Source organism: Streptomyces sp. 1331.2 (assembly GCF_900199205.1).
Taxonomy (GTDB): domain Bacteria; phylum Actinomycetota; class Actinomycetes; order Streptomycetales; family Streptomycetaceae; genus Kitasatospora.
On record NZ_OBMJ01000001.1, the window covers coordinates 4,106,003 to 4,124,638 of the forward strand.

The window sequence follows — 18,636 nt, forward strand, 5'->3', positions numbered from 1 at the left end:
CGCAATCCCGGTAAAATCCGGACATGACGCCCGTGCGGCCCCTCCGGCCGACATCCGTCGGCGGACGGCCGCCGAAGGGAGGCCGACGATGACCAAGCGAACACCGGGCAGTACCGCCCAGCTCCGCCAGGGCACCCAGGAGCTGCTGGAACGCCGGGGCATGGCGAGCCCGCCGACCCGGGTCGGGCCGAAGCTGCGCTTCGCGACGGCGTCCTCCGCCGCGGCCGGGTACGGCGCGGGCGAGGCGTTCCGGCACGGCGGGCGCGACGCGCCGACCACCGCGCTGCACGCCGCACCGTCCCAGCACGCCGAGCTCAAGGGGCACCGGCACCGCGGCGCGGAGAAGCACTCCGCCCACTGAGCGGCCCCACCGGGCGGATCGGCTGTCGCCGGGCGGCCGTCCACCGCGCCGTCTCCCCGGGGGCGGGCACCGAACTGCGGGTGCCCGCCCCTGACGTGTGGTCACGGGTGTTCTCGGGGTTGCTCGGGGTCGATCTCCGGGCCCCTACGGGGGCTTCCCGGATGCCGCGGTGGACCGTACTCCCGAAGACTCTCTCCCGTCAGTACCGCCGTTGGAGAGAAGCCGCATGAACACCCTTACGCGCAGCCGTCGTTGGTCCACGCTCGCGGCAGCCGGCGCGCTGCTCGCCGCCGTCGCGGTCGGCGGCGCGGCCCCGGCCCTGGCCGCCGATGCGCCGCAGGCCGGCACCGGAACCGCCGCCACCACGGGCAGCCCCGCCGCCACCACCCGGCCCGGCCCGCTGGACCGGGCGGCGCTGGCGAAGACCATCGACACCCTGCCCGCCGACATCACCGGCGCACTGGTCCGGGTCGACGGCCCGGGCGCGCGCTGGCGCGGCACCTCCGGCGAGGACGTCCCGGCGAACGGCCGGTTCCGGATCGGCAGCATTTCCAAGGTCTTCACCGCGACCGTGATGCTGCAGCTCGTCGCCGAGGGCAGGGTCGAGCTGGACGGCACCGTCCAGCAGTACCTGCCCGGGCTGCTGCCGGCCGGCTACCCGCCGGTCACCGTACGGGAGTTGCTGGACCACACCAGCGGCCTGCCCGGCGGCGGCGGGATGACCTCGGGGGACGGCAGCACCGCGTGGTTCGCCGCGCACAAGGCGCAGTACTTCAGCCCCGAGCAGGTCGTCGCCGACATGCTCACCCAGCCGATGGGCTTCGCGCCCGGCACCGCGCAGCAGTACAACGGCAACAACTACTTCGTAGCCGCCATGGTGATCGAGAAGGTCACCGGCGACACCTTCGCCGACCAGGTGCGCCGGCGGATCACCGGCCCGCTCGGCCTGCACGCCACCTACGTCCCGGCCGCCGACGACCTGACCATCCGCGGCCCGCACGCGCACGGCTACGTGGACGTCCGCGCCGCCGACGGCAGCACCGGCCGGGTGGACGTCACCGAGCAGAGCCCGTACCCGTGGGCCGAGGGCGGCATGATCTCCTCCGCCGCCGACCTGGAGCGCTTCTTCGACGCCCTGTTCCGCGGCCGGCTGCTGCCGCCCGCCCAGCAGGCCGAGGTGTTCGCCGTCCCGGACCTGCCGAACGACCACAACAGGAGCTGCGACATCGGCCCGACCACCGGCCACGCCTGCTTCAGCGCCGGCGGCCTGCTGCGCTCCGTGCTGCCGAACGGCACCGAGGTGTGGGGCAAGACCGGTGCCCGGCCGGGCTACAGCAGCGCCGTCTTCGCCACCCGCGACCTGTCCCGCACCCTGGTCGTCGGGCTCAACCCGACCGGCATCTCCGGCGAGGAGTTCCCCACCCTGTGGAAGACGGTGACCACCGCCTTCGGCTCCGGGCAGGTGTACGGGGCGCGGTGAGCCGGGCCGCCGGTGGCCTGCGCCGGGTCCGGGCCGGCGGTGGCAGAGTGGGGGCCACCGAACCCCACCCTGCTCCAGGAGGACCGCAGTGACGGCTGAGCCCTTGAAGTCCCGCGAGGAATGGTTGGCGTCGCTGCCGAGGATCTACGCGGCGTCGGGCTGCCTGCTGCGGGACGAGTCCGGCCGGGTGCTGATCGTGAAGGCCGGGTACCGCGAGCACTGGCAGTTCCCGGGCGGCACGATCGACCTCGGCGAGGGCCCGGTGGAGTGCGCCGCACGGGAGTTGACGGAGGAGACCGGTCTCGTCGGCACGGCCGGCGCGCTGCTGGCGATCTCCTGGACCCACCCGTCGGGCGAACTCGACCACCCGGCCGAGCACTTCATGTTCGACTTCGGCACCGTCCCGGACGGCACCCCCGTGACCGTCCCGGCCGGCGAGCTGGACGACTACCGCTGGGCCCCCGTCGAGGAGGCGCTGGAGCTGCTGGGCCCGGCCCGTTCGGCCCGGCTGCGGGCGGCGCTGGAGGCGGCGGAGGACGGCCGGGTCCGGATCGTCACCACCCACGTGTCGGGCTTCTAGCGGCCGACTGCCGTGCCCCGGGCGGGAGTTCCGCCCGGGGCACGGCGGCCTGGTTTCACTGCTGCGGGTCGGACTCCGTGTTCCGGGCGGCGATGATGGCGGCGATGGCCTCCGAGATGAAGGTCTCCGCCTCGGCCTTGTCGACCTTCAGCCCGGCGAGCACGCCCTCGCCGTGCTCCTGCTCCAGCAGGGCGAGCAGGATGTGTTCGGTGCCGACGTAGTTGTGCCCGAGCTTGAGCGCCTCGCGGAAGGACAGCTCCAGCACCTTCTTGCCCAGCCCGTCGTACGGGATCATCGCGGGCAGCGTCTGCTCCACGGCGGCCGGCAGGACGGCGGTGGTCGCCGTCCGGACGGCGTGCGGGGTGACGCCCTGGGCGGCGAGCGCCTTGACCGCGATGCCCTCCGGCTCGGCGAGCAGGCCGAGCAGGATGTGTTGGGCGCTGATCTCGGCGTTGCCCGCCTTGCGGGCCTCCTCCTGCGAGGCCACCACGACCTTGCGGGCCCGGGGCGTGAACCGGCTGAAGCCCTGGCTGGGGTCGAGGTCGTTCGGGGTGCCCGGGTCCTTGGGGACGAAGCGTTTCTGGGCGGCCTGCTTGCTGACGCCCATGCTGCGGCCGATGTCGGTCCAGGAGGCGCCGGAGCGGCGGGCCTGGTCGACGAAGTGGCCGATGAGGTGGTCGGCGAGGTCGCCGAGGTGGTCGGCGGCGATGACCGCGTCGGAGAGCTGGTCCAGCGCGTCGGCGTGGACCTTCTTGATGGCCGCGATCAGGTCGTCGAGGCGCAGCGGAGTGCTGTTGGGAACAACGGGATTCTCCATGCGTCAACCGTAGGTTGTCGCCCCGGGGGGCGTCAACCATCGGTTGACGGTGGATCTTCGAGGGCTCCTGCGCCCGGTCCGTCCTACGCGGCGGTCAGCAGCCGGTCCCGGACGGCGGTGATCACGGCGGGCGTCACGCCGGCCCCGAGCAGGTAGCCGACCGGGTCGAGCCCGTCGAGCGCGGCGGCCAGGGCGGCCTCGGCGGTGGTCCCGGCCTCGGCGAGCACCGCGTCGATCCGGCGGTACGGGTCCGGCAGGCCGAGCATCCCGTACAGCGGGCGGACGTTGGGGCCGCTCAGCAGGTAGTCCTCGGCGATCGTGGCGCGGTCGGCCCCGGCCAGGGCGAGCAGCAGCAGGGCGGCCAGGCCGGTGCGGTCACGGCCGGCGCCGCAGTGCACCACCACTGCGCCGGGGCGGGCGCCGGCGATCGCGGCGATCAGCGCGGCGGCGGCGTGCGGGCAGTGGTCCAGGTACGGGCGGAGCGCCAGGGGGTGCCGTCCAGGTGGCCGTGGGCCTCCCACCAGGCGGGGCCGGCGAGTTCGTCCAGCGGGACGCGGATCAGGTCGACGCCCTCGGGGAGCGGGAGGAGCGGCTTGTACTCCTCGGCGTTGCGCAGGTCGACCACGGTGCGGACGCCGTGGTCGAGGAGGGCGTCCCAGCCCTCGGCGGTGAGGCGGTCCAGGTTGTCCGCCCGGACTATCGCGCCGCGGGCGGTGGGGCGGCCGTAGGCGGTGGGCAGTCCGCCCAGGTCGCGGACGTTGAGACAGCCGTCCCAGACGAGCGTGCGGTCCTCGGTGGCGGTCAGCGTGTCCGTCGTCCGGTTCATGGGGCTCCCCGTTTCCTCGCAGGGAGTCCCGTTACCCCCTCGTTATGTAAGGACTCCCGGGGCATCGGGATGGTTCCTGGCCGTTCGACCCGTGGACCACCGGTGTTCAGGCGGCGGTCGGGCCCTCGGCCTCGGCGCCGACCAGCTTCTCCATCGGCTCGACGGCGATCCGGCCGAGCATCGAACCGGCCACGATCGCGCCGACCAGGAAGACCGTGGACAGCCAGGCCATCGTCGCGACCGGCAGGGTGAAGGCGCCGACCACCCGGGCCACGCACTCGGTCAGCAGCGCGGTGCCCCAGATCGCCGAGAACATCCGCTCGTGGCGGCGGAAGGCCCGCGAGCCCGCCGCTCGGCCCTCGGCCAGCCGCTGCCAGGCGGCGGCGCGGTCCCGCTTGCCCTTGGTGACGAAGGGCATCAGCATCGGGCTCATCACCGGACGGCCGATCAGTGCGGAGGCCAGGATCGCGATCGCGACGGTGCCGCTCAGCCCGCCGTCCTTGGCGATCATCAGCCGGGCGTCGCCGGTGACGAAGGTCAGCGCCAGGCCCGCCAGGTTGACGGTCAGCATCAGCGCGGCCCACAGGTTGAGCGTGCGCTCGCGCAGCAGGCCGAGGACGGTCCGGCCGGCCGGGAAGGCGCTGCTCCAGGCCAGCGCGGCGAACTCGCTCAGGCCGAAGGCCGAGTGCAGCAGGTAGTAGCCGACCAGCGGGGCGGCCACGTCCAGGGCCAGCGGGCGCAGACCGGAGGCCAGCGGGTTGGGGGACTTGGCGTGGGCGGCGGCGCCGGCGGCCTTCGCGGGAGCGGTGACGGGAGCGACGGCGGTGGCGGTGACGGCGGCGGCGCTGACGGTCTGGCTCACGGTGGGTTCCTCCCCGGCTGGTGGCCGCGGGCTCCTGCCCGCGTCGTGCCTCCAGTTTTTCCGGCCGGCCCTGCGCCGGAGCAGTGCCGTCCGTTGCGGGATCCGTGTGACAGCTGTCATGGTGCGCGCCGTGATACCGCCTCTGACCTGCGGTTTCTTTCAGCGCTCCGGAGGGAGCGGTGACAGCTCGCGCCCCGGCGCGCGCGGCGCGTACGGGTACGACCGGCTGCCGGGGGCGCCGACCCGGGCCCCCGCATGGCGCATCATGTGGCGGGTGCAGAGTGCAGAACGCCCAGGAGCGGGCACCGGCAGTTCCGTCGGACGGCCCGGACCAGTACCCCCCTCCGATCCGCCGCCGGGCCCGGCCCCCACACCCCCCGACCTGGCCGAAGCGGTCCGCGCCGCGCAGGGCGGGGACGAGGAGGCGTTCCGGCTGCTGTTCCGGACCGTCCAGCCGGGGCTGCTGCGCTACCTGCGGGTGCTGGTCGGCGGCCGGCCGGAGGACATGCAGGACGCCGAGGACATCGCCTCCGAGACCTGGCTGCAGATCGCCCGAGACCTGCGCGGATTCTCCGGCGACGGGGACGGCTTCCGCGGCTGGGCGGCCACGATCGCCCGCCACCGGGCGCTCGACCACCTGCGGGCCCGCCGTCGCCGTCCGGTGGCCGACCTGCCCTTCGAGTACCTGGCCGAACTGGCCGCCGGGGACGACACCGCGGGTGCGGCGCTGACCGCGGTCGGCACCGCCGACGCGCTGGCATTCATCTCCCGGCTGCCGCCCGACCAGGCGGAGGCGGTACTGCTGCGGGTGGTCATGGAGCTGGACGCGGAGAGCGCCGCCCGGGTCCTCGGCAAACGGGCGGGCAGCGTCCGGATGGCCGCCCACCGGGGGCTGAAGCGGCTGGCCAAGCTGCTGGAGCAGCCGGGCGCGGTCGGGATCCCCGCCGCGCGCCGGGCCGGGGCGCCGGGCCCGGACACGGCGGGGAACCCCGCGACGGGTGACGGAGACCCCGCGACGGACCCGGCGGACCCCGTGGGGAAGTCCGCGAAAAAAAATTCTCCGCAAGGTGTGACAGGACGCCGGGCCGCGACGCTGAAGGACATGAGATGAGCACCAACCGATCCCGTCGGATCGACCGTGACACTGCCGAGCAGCTGCTCGGCGGTGCCGTGGGCGGCACGTCGGCCGGGCAGGACGCCTCGCTCACCGGACCGGACGGTCCCGGGCAGCTCGCCCGGGTGCTGGCCGCGGCCGCCGCTCCCGCGACGGCCGGGGAACTGGCCGGGGAGGAGGCCGCCCTGGCCGCGTTCCGGGAGGCGAGTCTCACGCCCGATCCCGTAGTCGATGTCAACCCCGTCCGGAGACGACCGATGGCCACCACCGCCCTCGCCAGGGCCTTCAGCACGAAGGCCGCTGCCGCCGTGCTCGGGGCCACGGCGCTGTGCGGGGTCGCGGTCGCCGCCGGGACGGGGAACCTGTCGGTGGGCGGCTCCACCGAGCCGGAGCACACGCTCTCGGCCGGCGGCGCCCTCGGCAGTTCCTCGGGCCCCGGTGCCACCGCGGGCTTCCGGGCCGGAGGCGCCGCACCGGACGGTTCCGTCAAGCCGTCCGGGGCCGGTGCGCAGCCGGTCGGACCGTCCGCGTCCCCGACGCAGGGCACCCCCTCGGCGGACGGGCACGGCGGTCAGCCGCTCGCGCCCGCACTGGCCGCCCTCTGCCACGGTTTCACCGACCGGGAAGGCAAGGGCGAGCACCCCGGCCAGCTGGCCGCCGAGTCGCAGTTCGGACCGCTGGTCGACGCGGCGGGCGGCGCCGACAAGGTGGAGCGGTACTGCGTCGACGGGCTCGCCGCCCAGGGCGGCGACAGCCGTCCGGGCGCCGGCGCGCCGTCGCACGATCCCGGCCGGGCCGACGGCAGCACCCAGGGCAGCGGCTCCGGCAACAGCTCCGGCAGTGGCTCCGGCAACGGCAAGGGCACCGGGAACGACACCAAGGGCGGCGGGGACGGCAACGCGAACGGCGGCGCCAAGCCCGGCAAGCCCGGGGTGACGGTCCCGTCCGTGCCGGCCGTGCCCACCCCGCCGGCCGTACGGCCGAGCAAGCCCGACCATCCCGACGGTTCCGCCGCCGAGAGGTAACCCCCTGATCTCCGGATGGGCGGCGAGCGACTCCCCCCGGGCTCGCCGCTCATCCGGACCGGACCACCCGCAGGACCTGTCAGGACGCAGGAACGACAGGAGCAGGACAGCAGGAAGCAGTACCACCCGAAACTCCGGGTGGCCGGTCGGCTCCCCCGTGCCCGCCGTCCACCCGGCCGGCCCCGGCCGGACCGGCAAGGCGTCACCCCGGACGCGCCGCCGGCCCGGTGGGCCCGGAACCGTGCGGCCCGCCCGCCCGCAGTCAGGGCGGGCCGCACACCCCGTGCGACCAGAACGGACGTGGACCCGATCGTGACCGTCGATCTGCACGACCACGAGCCGGCGGTCGGGGAACCGCTGCCCGGTTCCCCGGCCGCCTCCCCTTCCCCGGAGGCCGCCGCGCCCGCCCTCGTCCCGGCGTACATGGCGGCCGTGGGCCGCCCCCGCGCCCCGGAGGCCGCCGCGCCGGCCGAGAACGCGGTGCCGGCCGCGACGGCCGCGACCGCCGTCCTCCCGGTGTACGTGGACCCCGAGACCTCCGTGGACGCACCCGGCCTCCTGGCGCCCGCTGAGGTGCCCGTGGAGCACGCCGAAGCGGCCGGGAGCACCGCCGCCCCCGTGTTCGTGGACTCTTCCGGCCGCCGCCAGCGGCGGGTGCGCCACCTCGGCCTGCTGCTCGCCGTCCCCGCCGCCGGCTACCTCTGCCTGCTGGTGAGCACCGTGCTCGGCGGGCCCACCGTCAGCGCGCCGTTCCTGCCGCTGCCGCAGGCCCCGGCGGCCGGCGCGCCCGCGCAGGCCCCCTCCCCGGCCGCGCCGACACCCTCGGACCTGGGCACGGAACGCCCGGACTCGGTCCAGCCCGCCCGGGCCCAGCCGACGACGGCCGCCTCCCACCCCGCCACCTCGGCGGCCCCTGGCCGGACGGCGGCTCCGCCCGTCCCCGTGAACGTCACCCCGACCCCCGAGCCCACCGCGTCCGCGCCGTCCCCGGGCGGCAACGGCAACGGCGCCGGGGGTCCCACCGCCGCCCCGACCCCCGGCCACGGGCGCCCGACCGTGCCGCCGGGCAACTCCGGCAACAAGCCGAACAAGCCCGCCCCGACCCCCTGACCCCGCCGGACGCCCTGGGCCCGTCACGCACCCGCCGACCCGATCGCGCCGAGTCCCTCCGCCGTGCCCTGCCGCCTCTCGCCCGCCTCCCGGAAAGCCACCCCCATGAGCACCGCCCGCCGCCGAAGAGCCGCCCCGCCCGTCCGGAACAGCCGCCGGGGCCGGCGCGGCGTGGTCCGCCAGGGCCCGTTGCGCACACACTGGCTCCTGCTGACCGCCCTGCTGCTCACCCTGGCCGCCACCCTGCTGTTCCAGGGCTACACCCAGCACCTGTACGACGACCGTCCCGACCAGTCCGCCGCCCCGGCCTCCGCCGCCACCGTGCCGGAGGCGATCCGCACCGGCGGCCCGGTGATCGACAGCGCGGGCGGGCAGCCCCGGACGGCCGCGCCCGCGCCCGGCACCATCGCGCTCACCTTCGACGACGGCCCGGACCCGCGCTGGACCCCGCAGGTCCTCGACGTGCTGCACCGGGCCGGCGTCCACGCCACCTTCTTCGTGGTCGGCACCCAGGCCGCCGCCCACCCCGAGCTGGTCCGCCGGATCGTCGCCGAGGGCCACCAGATCGGCATCCACACCTTCACCCACACCGACCTCGGTGCCGCGCCCGCCTGGCGCCGCACCCTGGAGCTGCGCGAGGCCCAGCTGGCCCTGGCCGGCACCGCCGACGTGACCAGTTCGCTGCTGCGGCCGCCGTACTCGTCCACCCCCGAGGCCGTGGACGACCCGGGCTGGTCCGCCGTCCGGCAGGCCGGGCGGGAGGGCTACCTGACGGTGCTCACCACCCGGGACAGCGAGGACTGGCGCCGCCCGGGCGTGCCCGAGATCGTCAAGGCGGCCACCGCCGGGCCCGGCGACCAGGGGCAGATCCTGCTGATGCACGACGCGGGCGGTGACCGTTCGCAGACCGTCGCCGCCCTGGACGGCGTGCTGACCGCCCTGAAGGGCCGGGGCTTGCGCTTCACGACCGTCAGCGAGGCCGTCGGCCTGCCGAATCCGGTCCACCCGGCCGGGGCCGGCGACCACTGGCAGGGCCTGGCCCTGGTCTGGCTGCTGCGCGGCGGCGACCTGGTGCTCGCGGTGCTGGGCTGGCTGCTCTGGGCGGCGGGCGCGGTCAGCGTGCTGCGCGCGGTCGTGGTGCTGTACGCGGCCCGCCGGCACAAGCGGCTGCGCCGCCGCGGCTGGGGCCCGCCGGTCACCGAGCCGGTCAGCGTGATCGTCCCGGCGTACAACGAGTCCGCCGGGATCGAGGCGGCGGTCCGCTCGCTGCTGGCCTCCGACCACCCGGTCGAGGTGATCGTGGTCGACGACGGCTCCACGGACGGCACCGCCGACCTGGTGGAGTCGCTGGACCTGCCGTACGTCCGGGTGATCCGGCAGGAGAACGCGGGCAAGCCGGCCGCGCTGAACACCGGCATCGCGGCCGCCCGGGCCGAACTGCTGGTGATGGTCGACGGTGACACCGTCTTCGAACCGGACGCCGTCCGGATGCTGGTGCAGCCGTTCGCCGCCCCCGCCGTCGGCGCCGTATCCGGCAACGCCAAGGTGGTCAACCGCGGTGGTCTGCTGGGCCGTTGGCAGCACATCGAGTACGTGGTCGGCTTCAACCTGGACCGCCGGCTGTTCGACCTGGCCGAGTGCATGCCCACCGTGCCCGGCGCGGTCGGCGCCTTCCGCCGCTCCGCGCTGCTGGCCGTCGGCGGCGTCGGCGAGGAGACCCTGGCCGAGGACACCGACCTCACCATGGCGCTGTGCCGGGACGGCTGGCGGGTCGTGTACGAGGAGCGGGCCAGGGCCTGGACGGAGGCGCCCGCCTCGCTGAGCGCCCTGTGGCGGCAGCGCTACCGCTGGTGCTACGGCACGCTGCAGGCGATGTGGAAGCACCGCGGGGCGCTCGCCCAGCGCGGGCAGGCGGGCAAGCTGGGCCGGCGCGGCCTGCTCTACCTGCTGGTGTTCCAGGTGCTGCTGCCGCTGCTCGCCCCGGTCGTGGACGTGTTCGCGCTGTACGGGCTGGCCTTCCTCGACCCGGTCCGGATCGTCGGCCTGTGGGCGGCGTTCCTGCTGGTCCAGGTGCTGATGGGGGCGTACGCGTTCCGGCTGGACAGGGAGCGGCCGGGGCCGCTGTGGAGCCTGCCGCTGCAGCAGTTCGTGTACCGGCAGCTGATGTACCTGGTGGTGATCCAGTCGGTGTTCACCGCACTGGCCGGCTCCCGGCTGCGCTGGCAGCGGATGCAGCGCTACGGCAGCCTGCGGGTGCCGGCCGGCGGGCAGCCCGCGGCGATGCCGGGAACTCCGCCGGAGCCCGTTGGCGTCGACGGCTATCGTGCACGGGTGCACGAGGCGGCCCGGAACCCCGGGCAGGGCACGTGAGGGGAGCTCCAGGTGATCGGACGGGCGCTGAACGGGCGTTACGAACTCGTCGGGATACTCGGCGTCGGCGGCATGGCCACCGTCTGGCGCGGGGTGGACCGGGTGCTGGGCCGTCAGGTCGCCGTGAAGGTCCTCAACGGGGGTCTGGCCGACGATCCGCGCTTCGCCGAGCGGTTCAGCCGCGAGGCGCAGCACGCGGCGATGCTGGTGCACCCGAGGATCGTGATGGTCTTCGACTCGGGCGTGGACGAGGGCACCCCGTTCATCGTGATGGAGCTGGTCAACGGCCGTTCGCTGGCCGCCCTGCTGGCCGAGCAGCGGACCCTGCCGGTGGAGCGCGCCGTGGGCGTCGCGACGGCGGTCTGCGAGGCGCTGGCGGTCGCGCACGCGGCCGGGCTGGTACACCGGGACATCAAGCCCGGGAACATCATGATCACCGACGACGGCGGGGTGAAGGTCGTCGACTTCGGCATCGCCCGGGCCGGCTCCTCCAGCAACCTGACCCAGGCCGCGAGCGTGCTCGGCACGGCCGCCTACCTCTCGCCCGAGCAGGCCACCGCCTCGGAGCTGGACGGCCGGACCGACCTGTACGCGGTCGGCTGCGTGCTGACCGAGATGCTCACCGGCGCGACCCCGTTCACCGCCGAGACGCCGGTGGCGATCGCCTTCAAGCACGTCAGCGAGCAGCCCCTGCCGCCGTCCGCGCGGCGCCCGGGCCTGCCGCCCGCCCTGGACGCGGCGGTGCTGCGGCTGCTCGCCAAGAACCCGGCCGACCGACCGGCGGATGCCACCGCCGCGCGGGCCGAACTGCTCGCCACCGTCCCCGGGCTGGTGGTCGGCGACCCGACGGCCGAACTGCTCGCCACCGCGGCCGCCACCCAGCTGCTGCCGCCGGTTCCGCAGCCCGGCGCCGTCCAGCCGTCGGGGTCCGCCGCGCAGCCCGGAGCCGTGCCGCCGAACCAGCAGCACACCACGCTGCTCCCGCCGCAGCCCCCGGCCGCCACCTCGGTGATGGCGCCGGTGCCCGCCGCGCCGGGGTCCGGGTTCGCGCCGACCTCCGCGCCCGGGTTCGTGCCCGTCCCTGCCCCGGCCCGGGGCAGCCGCCGCAAGCCCCTGGTGCTCGGCGCGCTGGGGGTGGCCGGGCTGGCCGGGGTCACCGCCCTGGCGCTCACCGCCTTCGACGAGCCGGCCGGCAACGCCGCCGCCAAGCCCGTCAAGCCGGCCGCCAGCGCGCCCGCCACCCCGGGCGCGACCTCCGTCAACGCCGCGACGCCCACCGCTGCCGCCACCGCGGCCACCCCGTCCGGGCCGGCGGCGCCCACCCAGGCCGTCCCGCGCAACCAGCCGGCCGCGCTGCAGCTGCAGTCCTTCCGGCAGGCGGTGGCCCAGGCCCAGGTCGCCAAGGACCGCGACAAGCAGGCGGAGCTGCTGAGGATCCTCGACACCAGCGCCGCCCGCCTCAACGAGGGCAACCCGGACGAGGCCGCGCAGGACCTGAAGGGCGCCCAGAAGGTGATCCGCGACCTGGCGAAGAAGCACTCCATCGACCCGCTGACCAACGCCAACTGGAACGCCCGGCTCTCGGCCCTGTTCACCACCCTCCACGCGACGGCGGACAACCCGGACGACTGACGGGACGGGGTTGTCCACAGGCTGTGGGCAACCCTGTTGACGGAGCCGGGGCCGTCGGAGCCGCCGGGTCCGAGGGCCCGGCGTGAGAATTGGTATAGACCTACCTGGCAGCCTGGCCTAGCCTCCCATGGAGAACCGGACGGTGATCACACGGGGGAATTGCTGTGCTGGAAGTTCTGGGCATCGAACCGGAGGCCGAGGCCGTGTACCGGCTGCTCGTCGACGAACCGGGATTCCGGGTCGGCGACATGGCCGAGCGGCTGGGGTGGAGCGAGGAGCGGGTACGGGCCGCACTGAACCGGTTGGCCGAGCTCGACCTGGTGCACCTGGAGGACAGTTGCCGGGACGTCGTGCCGTTCAACCCGGACGTCGGCTTCGGCTTCCTGCTCTCCCGCGCCACCGCGGACCTCAGCCGGCGCCAGCGGCAGATCGAGTCCGCCGAGCAGGCGGTGACCGCGCTGAGCGCCCGGTTCAACGCCAACCGGGCCTCGCGGCACGAGATCATCCACCGGCTGGACGGCCTGGACATGGTCCGCAAGCGGCTGGAGGACCTGGCCTCGACCGCCGAGCGGGAGTGCCTGTCCCTGGTCCCGGGCGGCGCCCAGCTGCCGGACACCATGGACGCCAGCGAGCCGCTGGACCGGCAGGCGCTGGAGCGCGGCGTGCGGATCAGGAGCATCTACCAGGAGAGCTTCCGCAACGACCAGGCGACGCTGGAGTACGTCCGCTGGTTCACCCGGCTCGGCGGCGAGGCCCGGACGGTGCCCGTCCTGCCGCTGCTGCTGGTCGTGGTGGACCGGGAGACCGCGCTGGTCCCGATCGACCCGGCGGACGCCCGGGCGGGCGCCCTGGAGGTCAGGACCCCGGGCGTGGTGAGCGCGCTGGCCCTGCTGTTCGAGCAGTTCTGGGCGGCGGGCACGCCGTTCGGCGAGGACCCGCGCCGGGACGAGAACGATCTGACGCCCCAGGAACGGGAGTTGCTGCTCCTGCTGGGCATCGGCTGCACGGACGAGGTGGCCTCGCGGCGCCTCGGCCTCTCGCTTCGTACGGTGCGCCGGATGGCCTCCCAGCTGATGACCCGGCTGGGCGCGCGCAGCCGCTTCGAGGCGGGCGTCCGGGCGGCGAAGGAGGGGTGGCTGTGAGCCGGCCCCGGTAGGCGGGTGCGCGGTGGGCCGGGGCCTGTCCCGCACGACAGGCCCCGACGGCCGGCCGCTCGTCAGGCCGCTCGTCGGGCGGCTCGTCGGGCGGTTCGTCGGGCGGTTCGTCAGGCCGCGTCGTCCAGCCGTCGGCGCTGCTCCTCGTCGAGCACGAGGTCCAGCGCCCCCAGGCTCTCCTCCAGCTGGGCCACCGAACTGGCCCCGACCACCGGGACGGTGGGGACGGGGTGCCCTAGCAGCCAGGCCAGCACGACCTGGTTGACGGTGGCGCCGCTCTCCTCGGCCACCTCCGCCAGCACGGCCAGCCGGGCCTTCGCCTCCGGCCACGCGTACTCCTCGCGCAGCGGCCGGTCCGGGCGGCAGTACGAGCCGCCGAGCAGCGGCGAGTAGGCGAGCAGCGTCAGCTCCGGCCGCTGCGCGAGGTGCGACAGCAGTGCCTCGTCGGCGTGCTTCTGGATGCCGAAGTCCGCGCCGGGCCGCGGCCGCAGGTAGCTGTGGCGCTGCTGGATGCACCGGTAGCCGGGCCAACCTCGCTCGGCGGCAAGGCGGTTGGCCTCGTCCAGTTCGGCGGCGCTGTGGTTGGAGCAGCCGAGGGCGGTGGCCTTGCCGTCGGCCACCAGGGCGGCGAAGGCGCCCATGGTCTCCTCGACCGGGGTGGCCGGGTCGGTCACGTGCGCGTAGTACAGGTCCAGGCGGTCGGTGCCGAGCCGGCGCAGGCTGCCCTCAGCCGCCTCGCGCACGGCGCGGGCGGACAGGCCCTCCATGTGCTCGGGGAAGGGGAGTCCGGGCACCGGGCGGGCGCCGAGCTTGGTGGCGAGCACCAGCTCCTCGCGGTTGCCGCGGCGGGCGATCCAGCGCCCGAGCAGTTCCTCGCTCTCGAAGCCGTCCGCACCGTCCGCCCAGAAGGCGTAGTTGTTCGAGGTGTCGACGAACGTCCCGCCGGCCTCGGTGAACCGGTCCAGGATCGCCGTCGCGGTCTCCTCGTCGACGGTGGTGCCGAAGGTCATCGCGCCGAGACAGAGCGCGCTCGCCGACGGTCCGTCAACGCCGAGGCTGCGGTAGTGCATCGGTCTTCCCTCCCAGGGGATCGGTGGTGGTGGAGCCGGCCGCGCCCGCGGGCCGGGCCCGCCGCGACCGGGTCAGCAGAATCATTACCCCGGCGGTGCCCAGTTCGGCCACCGTGCAGACCAGCCGGGAGACGATCGCCGCGGCGCCCGCGGTGGAGACCGGGACGACCGTGGACAGCGACAGCACCAGCACCATCTCCCGGGCCCCCAGGCCGTCCGGCAGGACGATCGTCATGGTCCCGGCGACGGTGGCGAGCGCGAAGCCCCCGACACAGGCCGGCAGCGAACGGGCGGCCGGCCCGTCCAGGGCCAGCACGATCAGCCACAGGTGCAGCCCGGCCGAGAACCAGGACAGCAGCGCCAGGACCAGCGAGACCCGCACCGCCCGGGCCGAGACCCGGGCCGTCGGCGGCGGGCGGCGGAACAGCCGCGCACCGTACTCCACCGACGCACCGATCAGCCCGGGGCGGACCACGAAGCAGAGCAGCACCAGCACCGGCAGGGCGAGCCACCAGGTGTTGCCGCCGAGCACGGCGGGCGCGATGCCGAGCGCCGCCAGGCAGGCGGTCAGCAGGGTGATCCCCAGGCTGACCACGTAGGTGGTGACCATCCGCCCGGCCGTGGCCCCGTACTCGGCGCCCAGCTGGATGTGCGCGAGCAGCCCGAAGACCGGGGTCGGCAGGAACTTGCCGAGCAGCCCGCAGAAGAAGATCCGGGCGCTGCCGAACAGCCCGACGGGCGGCCCGAGGTCGTCCAGGACGGCCCGCCAGGACAGCAGGCCGAGCAGCAGCCCGCCGACGTTCGCCAGTACGGCCACCGCCAGCAGCGCCAGCGAGCGGCCGTCGGCCATGGTCGCCAGCAGGCTCCAGGCGTCGTTGCGGGCCACCGCGAACAGGCCCGCGAGGCCGGCCAGCAGGAGCACGGCGGTCAGCAGGCGACGCCGGGCGGGCCGGGCGGGCCGCGGTGGGGCCGCCTGGGGCACACCCGGTGGCACCTCCGTACCGTCCGCCCCCGGTGCAGCCGTCATGACGCCCCGTGCCGCGGTCGCCGGAAGTCCCGGTCGGTGAGCGCCCGCACCGCGCCCCGCGCGACCCCCGCCACCAGCGCGCTGTGCAGCAGGAAGTGGTAGCCGACGAACGCCGGGTAGTACCGCAGCCCCCGGTCCCTGATCACGAACCGGGCCAGCCCCGGGTCCGCCACCGCGAACCAGGCCAGGCCCAGCGCCGGGCCGACGGCCGCCTTGCGCGAGAGCAGCAGCAGCGGCAGCGAGCCCCAGGTGACGGCGGTGGCCAGGACGCCCGGCATCCGGTTCGCCTTGAGCGCTCCCGGACGGAAACGGTGGGCGGCGGCGAAGGCCACCAGCAGCTGCGAGCGCCGGTACTGCTCGGTGAGCATCGCGCCCAGCCGGTGCTCGTCGTCGTGCCGGCCGGCGACGGTCTCGGTCAGCAGGATCGGGTACCTCTCCGCCAGCCGCTCGCTGTACTCCACGTCCTCCGCCTCGCGCAGCGTCTCGTCCAGCGGCCCGACCTCCTCCCAGACCTCGCGCCGGATCGCGCACATGGCGAAGAAGACGGTGCTGACCCGGCCGGTGGCGCGCCGGCGCCACCAGTGCTCGTGCAGGACGCGGTAGCGCTCCACCGGGCCGTCGTCGAACAGCGCCCGCTTGCCGACCACCCCGTGCACGCAGCCGAGGTCGGGCTGCTCCCGGAGCAGCGCCACGGCGTTGGCGATCGCGTCCGGCTCCAGCGCGATGTCGGAGTCCAGGAAGAACAGGATCTCCCCGGTGGTCTCCTTCGCGCCCCGGTTGCGGGCCACGGACACCCCGCCGTTGGCCTGGGTGACGAGCCGGACGTCCGGGTACCCCCGGACGATCTCCGGGGAGCGGTCCGAGCTGCCGTCGTCGACCACGACCACCTCGTGCACGGGGTGGGTCTGGGCCAGGACGGACTCGACGACCGCGGCGATCGTCTTCTCGTAGTTGTAGTTGGGGATGATCACCGACACCGTGGGTCGTGCGTCGGTCCCGTCTGTGTCAGCCATGCGTGCCTCCCGAAGCGGGCCCGGAGATCCAGGCGTCCTGGCGGAGATGGTCGGATGTGCCCTCGGGGCTGCTCAGCGCGTAGCGGTGGGTCCGGGCGCCGTGCGCGGTGAACGCCCAGTCGAAGCGCCACCAGTCGTGCCGGCTGCCGGCGTCCCAGGACATCGGCAGGACCGTGTCGCCCGCGTCCGCCGCGTCCTGGGTGAGGCCGCGCAGCCCGTTGAGGTCGCCCATGCCGGCGTTGGTGTTGAAGTCCCCGGCGATGAACAGCGGGTTGGCGTTGGCCCGGACGTCCTCGGTCAGGCCGTCGAACTGCGCCCGGCGGTCCCGCTGCCGGCGGTGCACGTCCGCCGGGAAGTCCTGCAGGGGCATCCCGTACGCGACCGGCACCAGCATGTGGACGTTGTAGAAGGAGACCACCGAGCCGCCCACCGCGAGGTCGGTGCGCAGCACCTTGGCCCCGGCGAAGACGTGCGCCCAGTCCTCGTCCCCGGCCGCCCGCAGCGCACGGTCCGGGCCGACCGGCGGCTGCGCCACCACCGGGAACCGGGAGAGCGTCACCAACTCGCCCCGGGTGACGACCTGGTAGCCCGGGAACTCCCGCTTCAGCCGGGCGGTGTCGGCCACCTCCCGGGCGCCGTCCGCGCCGGCCGACTCGTCCCAGTGCAGGTACTCCTGGAGCAGGTAGACGTCGGCGTGCTGCGCCTTGAGGTAGGCGTAGAAGCGGTCCGGGTCCACGTCGGAACCCCAGTACTCGGTGTTCTGCGCGACGACGTGGATCGCGCCGGGCGGCACCGTGCGGTCGGCCGTCGCCGCGGCCAGGGTCAGCCCGGACTGGTCCAGCCCGACGGCGAGCGAGAGCACGCCCATCAGCGCCGGCCAGCGGACCCGGCTGCGGCTGCGGCGCAGCCGGACGGCGAGGGCCGCCGCCAGCAGCAGCACCGGGACGCCGAGCAGCACCGGCGGCGGCGCGGCTCCCGGCACCACCCAGAACCAGACCCGCCCGGCCAGCGCCTCCTGGAGCAGGCAGAACAGCAGCCAGAGGGCGCCGGCCCCGGCCAGCAGCCGGACCGGCCAGGTGGCGGCCCGGTCGGCGAGGAACCAGGAGCGCTTCGGCTGCGGAAACCGGCGGAGGGTCACCACGACTGCACCGCCAGCAGGACGGCGAAGCCGGTCAGCCAGAGCCCGCCCACCGCGAGCATCGTCCGGTCCGTGAAGAGGGTCCTGGTCGGCTCGCCGCCCTCCTCGCTGACCAGCAGGATCTGCAGGTAGCGGGCGATGGCGAAGACCGCCAGCGGGGTGGAGAGCAGGATGCGCAGCTGGCGCATGCTGCCGGCCGCGGCGTCGCTCTGCAGGAAGGACACGTAGGCGAGCACCGTCACCGATGCGGCGAAGGTGACCATGCTGTTGAGGAACGGCACCGAGTAGGCGCGCAGGGCCGGCCGGTGCAGCTCCGAGGGCCCGTTCTGGACCGAGGTCAGCTCGTGCCGGCGCTTGCCGAATCCCAGCAGGATGCAGACCGAGAAGACGCAGAGCAGGAACCACGAGGAGGTCGTGACCGAGGCCGCCATGGCGCCGGCGCAGACCCGCAGCACGAAGCCGGCGGCGATGACGAAGACGTCGACCACCGAGACGTGCTTGAGGACGAAGCTGTAGCAGATGTTGGTCACCGCGTAGGCGAGCACCGGGATCGCCGCGCCCCCGACGAGCGCCGAGCCCGCCAGCAGGGCGAGGTAGAGGGCGGCGCCGAGCACGATCGCGGCCGGGACGGGGACGGCCCCGGAGGCGATCGGGCGGTGGCGTTTGACCGGGTGGCGGCGGTCCCGTTCCCGGTCGGCGAGGTCGTTGACGACGTAGGTGGCCGAGGAGGCCAGCACGAAGAGCACGAGGACGGGCAGCGCGCTGCCGATCGCCCGCCACGGCGCCGTCCCGGACTCCAGCAGGGGCAGCACCAGGACGACCGCGTTCTTCGACCACTGGTGCGGCCGGACGAGCCGGACCAGCCCGCGCACCAGCGAGCCGCGCGCGGCCTCGGGTTCCTCCGGGAGCTCGGGCGGGAGCCCGGTCGGGAGTTCGGTCGGCGGCGGGCCGGTGGACCCGTCGGGAGGATGGACCGGCGGGTCGGCGACGCCCTCCCGGTACTCGCTCGCAGTACTCACTTCCGTTCCCTTCGCAGTGGGACCTTCGCGGTCAGAAG

The 18,636-nt window shown here is 74.9% G+C and carries 18 protein-coding genes; 9 read left to right on the forward strand and 9 right to left on the reverse strand.

The genetic code is table 11. The annotated features are described in order from the left end of the window. Positions 1-88 precede the first annotated feature (88 nt). The 3 genes from CRP52_RS17400 (at position 89) to CRP52_RS17410 (ending at position 2,421) form a co-directional block, all read left to right on the forward strand. Positions 89-361, forward strand: a complete 273-nt coding sequence (locus tag CRP52_RS17400; RefSeq protein WP_097237253.1) for a hypothetical protein — start codon at positions 89-91, stop codon at positions 359-361. A 226-nt stretch (positions 362-587) separates the two neighbouring features. Next, a complete protein-coding gene (locus CRP52_RS17405) occupies positions 588-1,841 on the forward strand; it encodes a serine hydrolase domain-containing protein (RefSeq protein WP_097237254.1) in 1,254 nt (417 codons plus the stop codon). 88 nt (positions 1,842-1,929) lie between these two features. Beyond that, positions 1,930-2,421 carry an NUDIX domain-containing protein gene (locus CRP52_RS17410; protein WP_097237255.1) on the forward strand — a complete coding sequence of 164 codons (492 nt, stop codon included), beginning with the start codon at positions 1,930-1,932 and terminating at the stop codon, positions 2,419-2,421. Between the two features lie 55 nt (positions 2,422-2,476). Here the strand turns inward: CRP52_RS17410 and CRP52_RS17415 are convergent, their stop codons facing one another. The 4 genes from CRP52_RS17415 to CRP52_RS17425 all read right to left on the reverse strand — a co-directional run bounded on the left by CRP52_RS17415 (position 2,477) and on the right by CRP52_RS17425 (position 4,926). Continuing rightward, positions 2,477-3,238, reverse strand: a complete 762-nt coding sequence (locus CRP52_RS17415) for a Clp protease N-terminal domain-containing protein (protein ID WP_097237256.1) — start codon at positions 3,236-3,238, stop codon at positions 2,477-2,479. Between the two features lie 83 nt (positions 3,239-3,321). Beyond that, on the reverse strand, positions 3,322-3,759 hold the full coding sequence (locus CRP52_RS39615) for a tyrosine-protein phosphatase (RefSeq protein WP_257032538.1): 438 nt from the start codon (positions 3,757-3,759) through the stop codon (positions 3,322-3,324). Next, positions 3,675-4,064 carry a tyrosine-protein phosphatase gene (locus tag CRP52_RS39620; protein ID WP_257032539.1) on the reverse strand — a complete coding sequence of 130 codons (390 nt, stop codon included), beginning with the start codon at positions 4,062-4,064 and terminating at the stop codon, positions 3,675-3,677. Before CRP52_RS39620 ends, CRP52_RS39615 begins: the two co-directional genes overlap by 85 nt. Before the next feature lie 106 nt (positions 4,065-4,170). Further along, positions 4,171-4,926 (reverse strand): VC0807 family protein, encoded by a 756-nt coding sequence (locus CRP52_RS17425; protein WP_257032540.1) that lies wholly within the window; start codon positions 4,924-4,926, stop codon positions 4,171-4,173. 265 nt (positions 4,927-5,191) lie between these two features. Between CRP52_RS17425 and CRP52_RS17430 the strand changes: the two genes are divergently transcribed. The 6 genes from CRP52_RS17430 (at position 5,192) to CRP52_RS17455 (ending at position 13,319) form a co-directional block, all read left to right on the forward strand. Beyond that, entirely contained in the window at positions 5,192-6,037 is an 846-nt protein-coding gene (locus CRP52_RS17430; protein ID WP_097237257.1) for an RNA polymerase sigma factor, read from the forward strand. Then, positions 6,034-7,065 (forward strand): hypothetical protein, encoded by a 1,032-nt coding sequence (locus CRP52_RS17435; protein ID WP_097237258.1) that lies wholly within the window; start codon positions 6,034-6,036, stop codon positions 7,063-7,065. Before CRP52_RS17430 ends, CRP52_RS17435 begins: the two co-directional genes overlap by 4 nt. A gap of 312 nt (positions 7,066-7,377) precedes the next feature. Continuing rightward, complete coding sequence (locus CRP52_RS17440) at positions 7,378-8,175, forward strand: hypothetical protein (RefSeq protein ID WP_143685770.1); 798 nt, start codon at positions 7,378-7,380, stop codon at positions 8,173-8,175. 105 nt (positions 8,176-8,280) lie between these two features. Next, positions 8,281-10,545, forward strand: coding sequence for a bifunctional polysaccharide deacetylase/glycosyltransferase family 2 protein (locus tag CRP52_RS17445; protein ID WP_097237260.1), 2,265 nt, complete (start codon positions 8,281-8,283; stop codon positions 10,543-10,545). A 12-nt stretch (positions 10,546-10,557) separates the two neighbouring features. Next, positions 10,558-12,177 carry a protein kinase domain-containing protein gene (locus tag CRP52_RS17450; RefSeq protein WP_097237261.1) on the forward strand — a complete coding sequence of 540 codons (1,620 nt, stop codon included), beginning with the start codon at positions 10,558-10,560 and terminating at the stop codon, positions 12,175-12,177. A 164-nt stretch (positions 12,178-12,341) separates the two neighbouring features. Then, on the forward strand, positions 12,342-13,319 hold the full coding sequence (locus tag CRP52_RS17455; protein ID WP_097237262.1) for a LuxR C-terminal-related transcriptional regulator: 978 nt from the start codon (positions 12,342-12,344) through the stop codon (positions 13,317-13,319). Between the two features lie 122 nt (positions 13,320-13,441). Here the strand turns inward: CRP52_RS17455 and CRP52_RS17460 are convergent, their stop codons facing one another. The 5 genes from CRP52_RS17460 to CRP52_RS17480 are packed head-to-tail and all read right to left on the reverse strand — an operon-like array spanning position 13,442 to position 18,598. Next, positions 13,442-14,401, reverse strand: coding sequence for an aldo/keto reductase (locus CRP52_RS17460; RefSeq protein WP_097237263.1), 960 nt, complete (start codon positions 14,399-14,401; stop codon positions 13,442-13,444). Continuing rightward, on the reverse strand, positions 14,376-15,383 hold the full coding sequence (locus tag CRP52_RS17465) for a lysylphosphatidylglycerol synthase domain-containing protein (protein WP_179852829.1): 1,008 nt from the start codon (positions 15,381-15,383) through the stop codon (positions 14,376-14,378). The genes CRP52_RS17460 and CRP52_RS17465 overlap by 26 nt, the downstream gene beginning before the upstream one ends. A gap of 41 nt (positions 15,384-15,424) precedes the next feature. Further along, a complete protein-coding gene (locus CRP52_RS17470) occupies positions 15,425-16,441 on the reverse strand; it encodes a glycosyltransferase family 2 protein (RefSeq protein WP_097237265.1) in 1,017 nt (338 codons plus the stop codon). Next, complete coding sequence (locus tag CRP52_RS17475; protein WP_097237266.1) at positions 16,434-17,582, reverse strand: endonuclease/exonuclease/phosphatase family protein; 1,149 nt, start codon at positions 17,580-17,582, stop codon at positions 16,434-16,436. The genes CRP52_RS17470 and CRP52_RS17475 overlap by 8 nt, the downstream gene beginning before the upstream one ends. Next, on the reverse strand, positions 17,576-18,598 hold the full coding sequence (locus CRP52_RS17480) for a UbiA prenyltransferase family protein (protein WP_179852830.1): 1,023 nt from the start codon (positions 18,596-18,598) through the stop codon (positions 17,576-17,578). The genes CRP52_RS17475 and CRP52_RS17480 overlap by 7 nt, the downstream gene beginning before the upstream one ends. Positions 18,599-18,636: the final 38 nt, after the last annotated feature.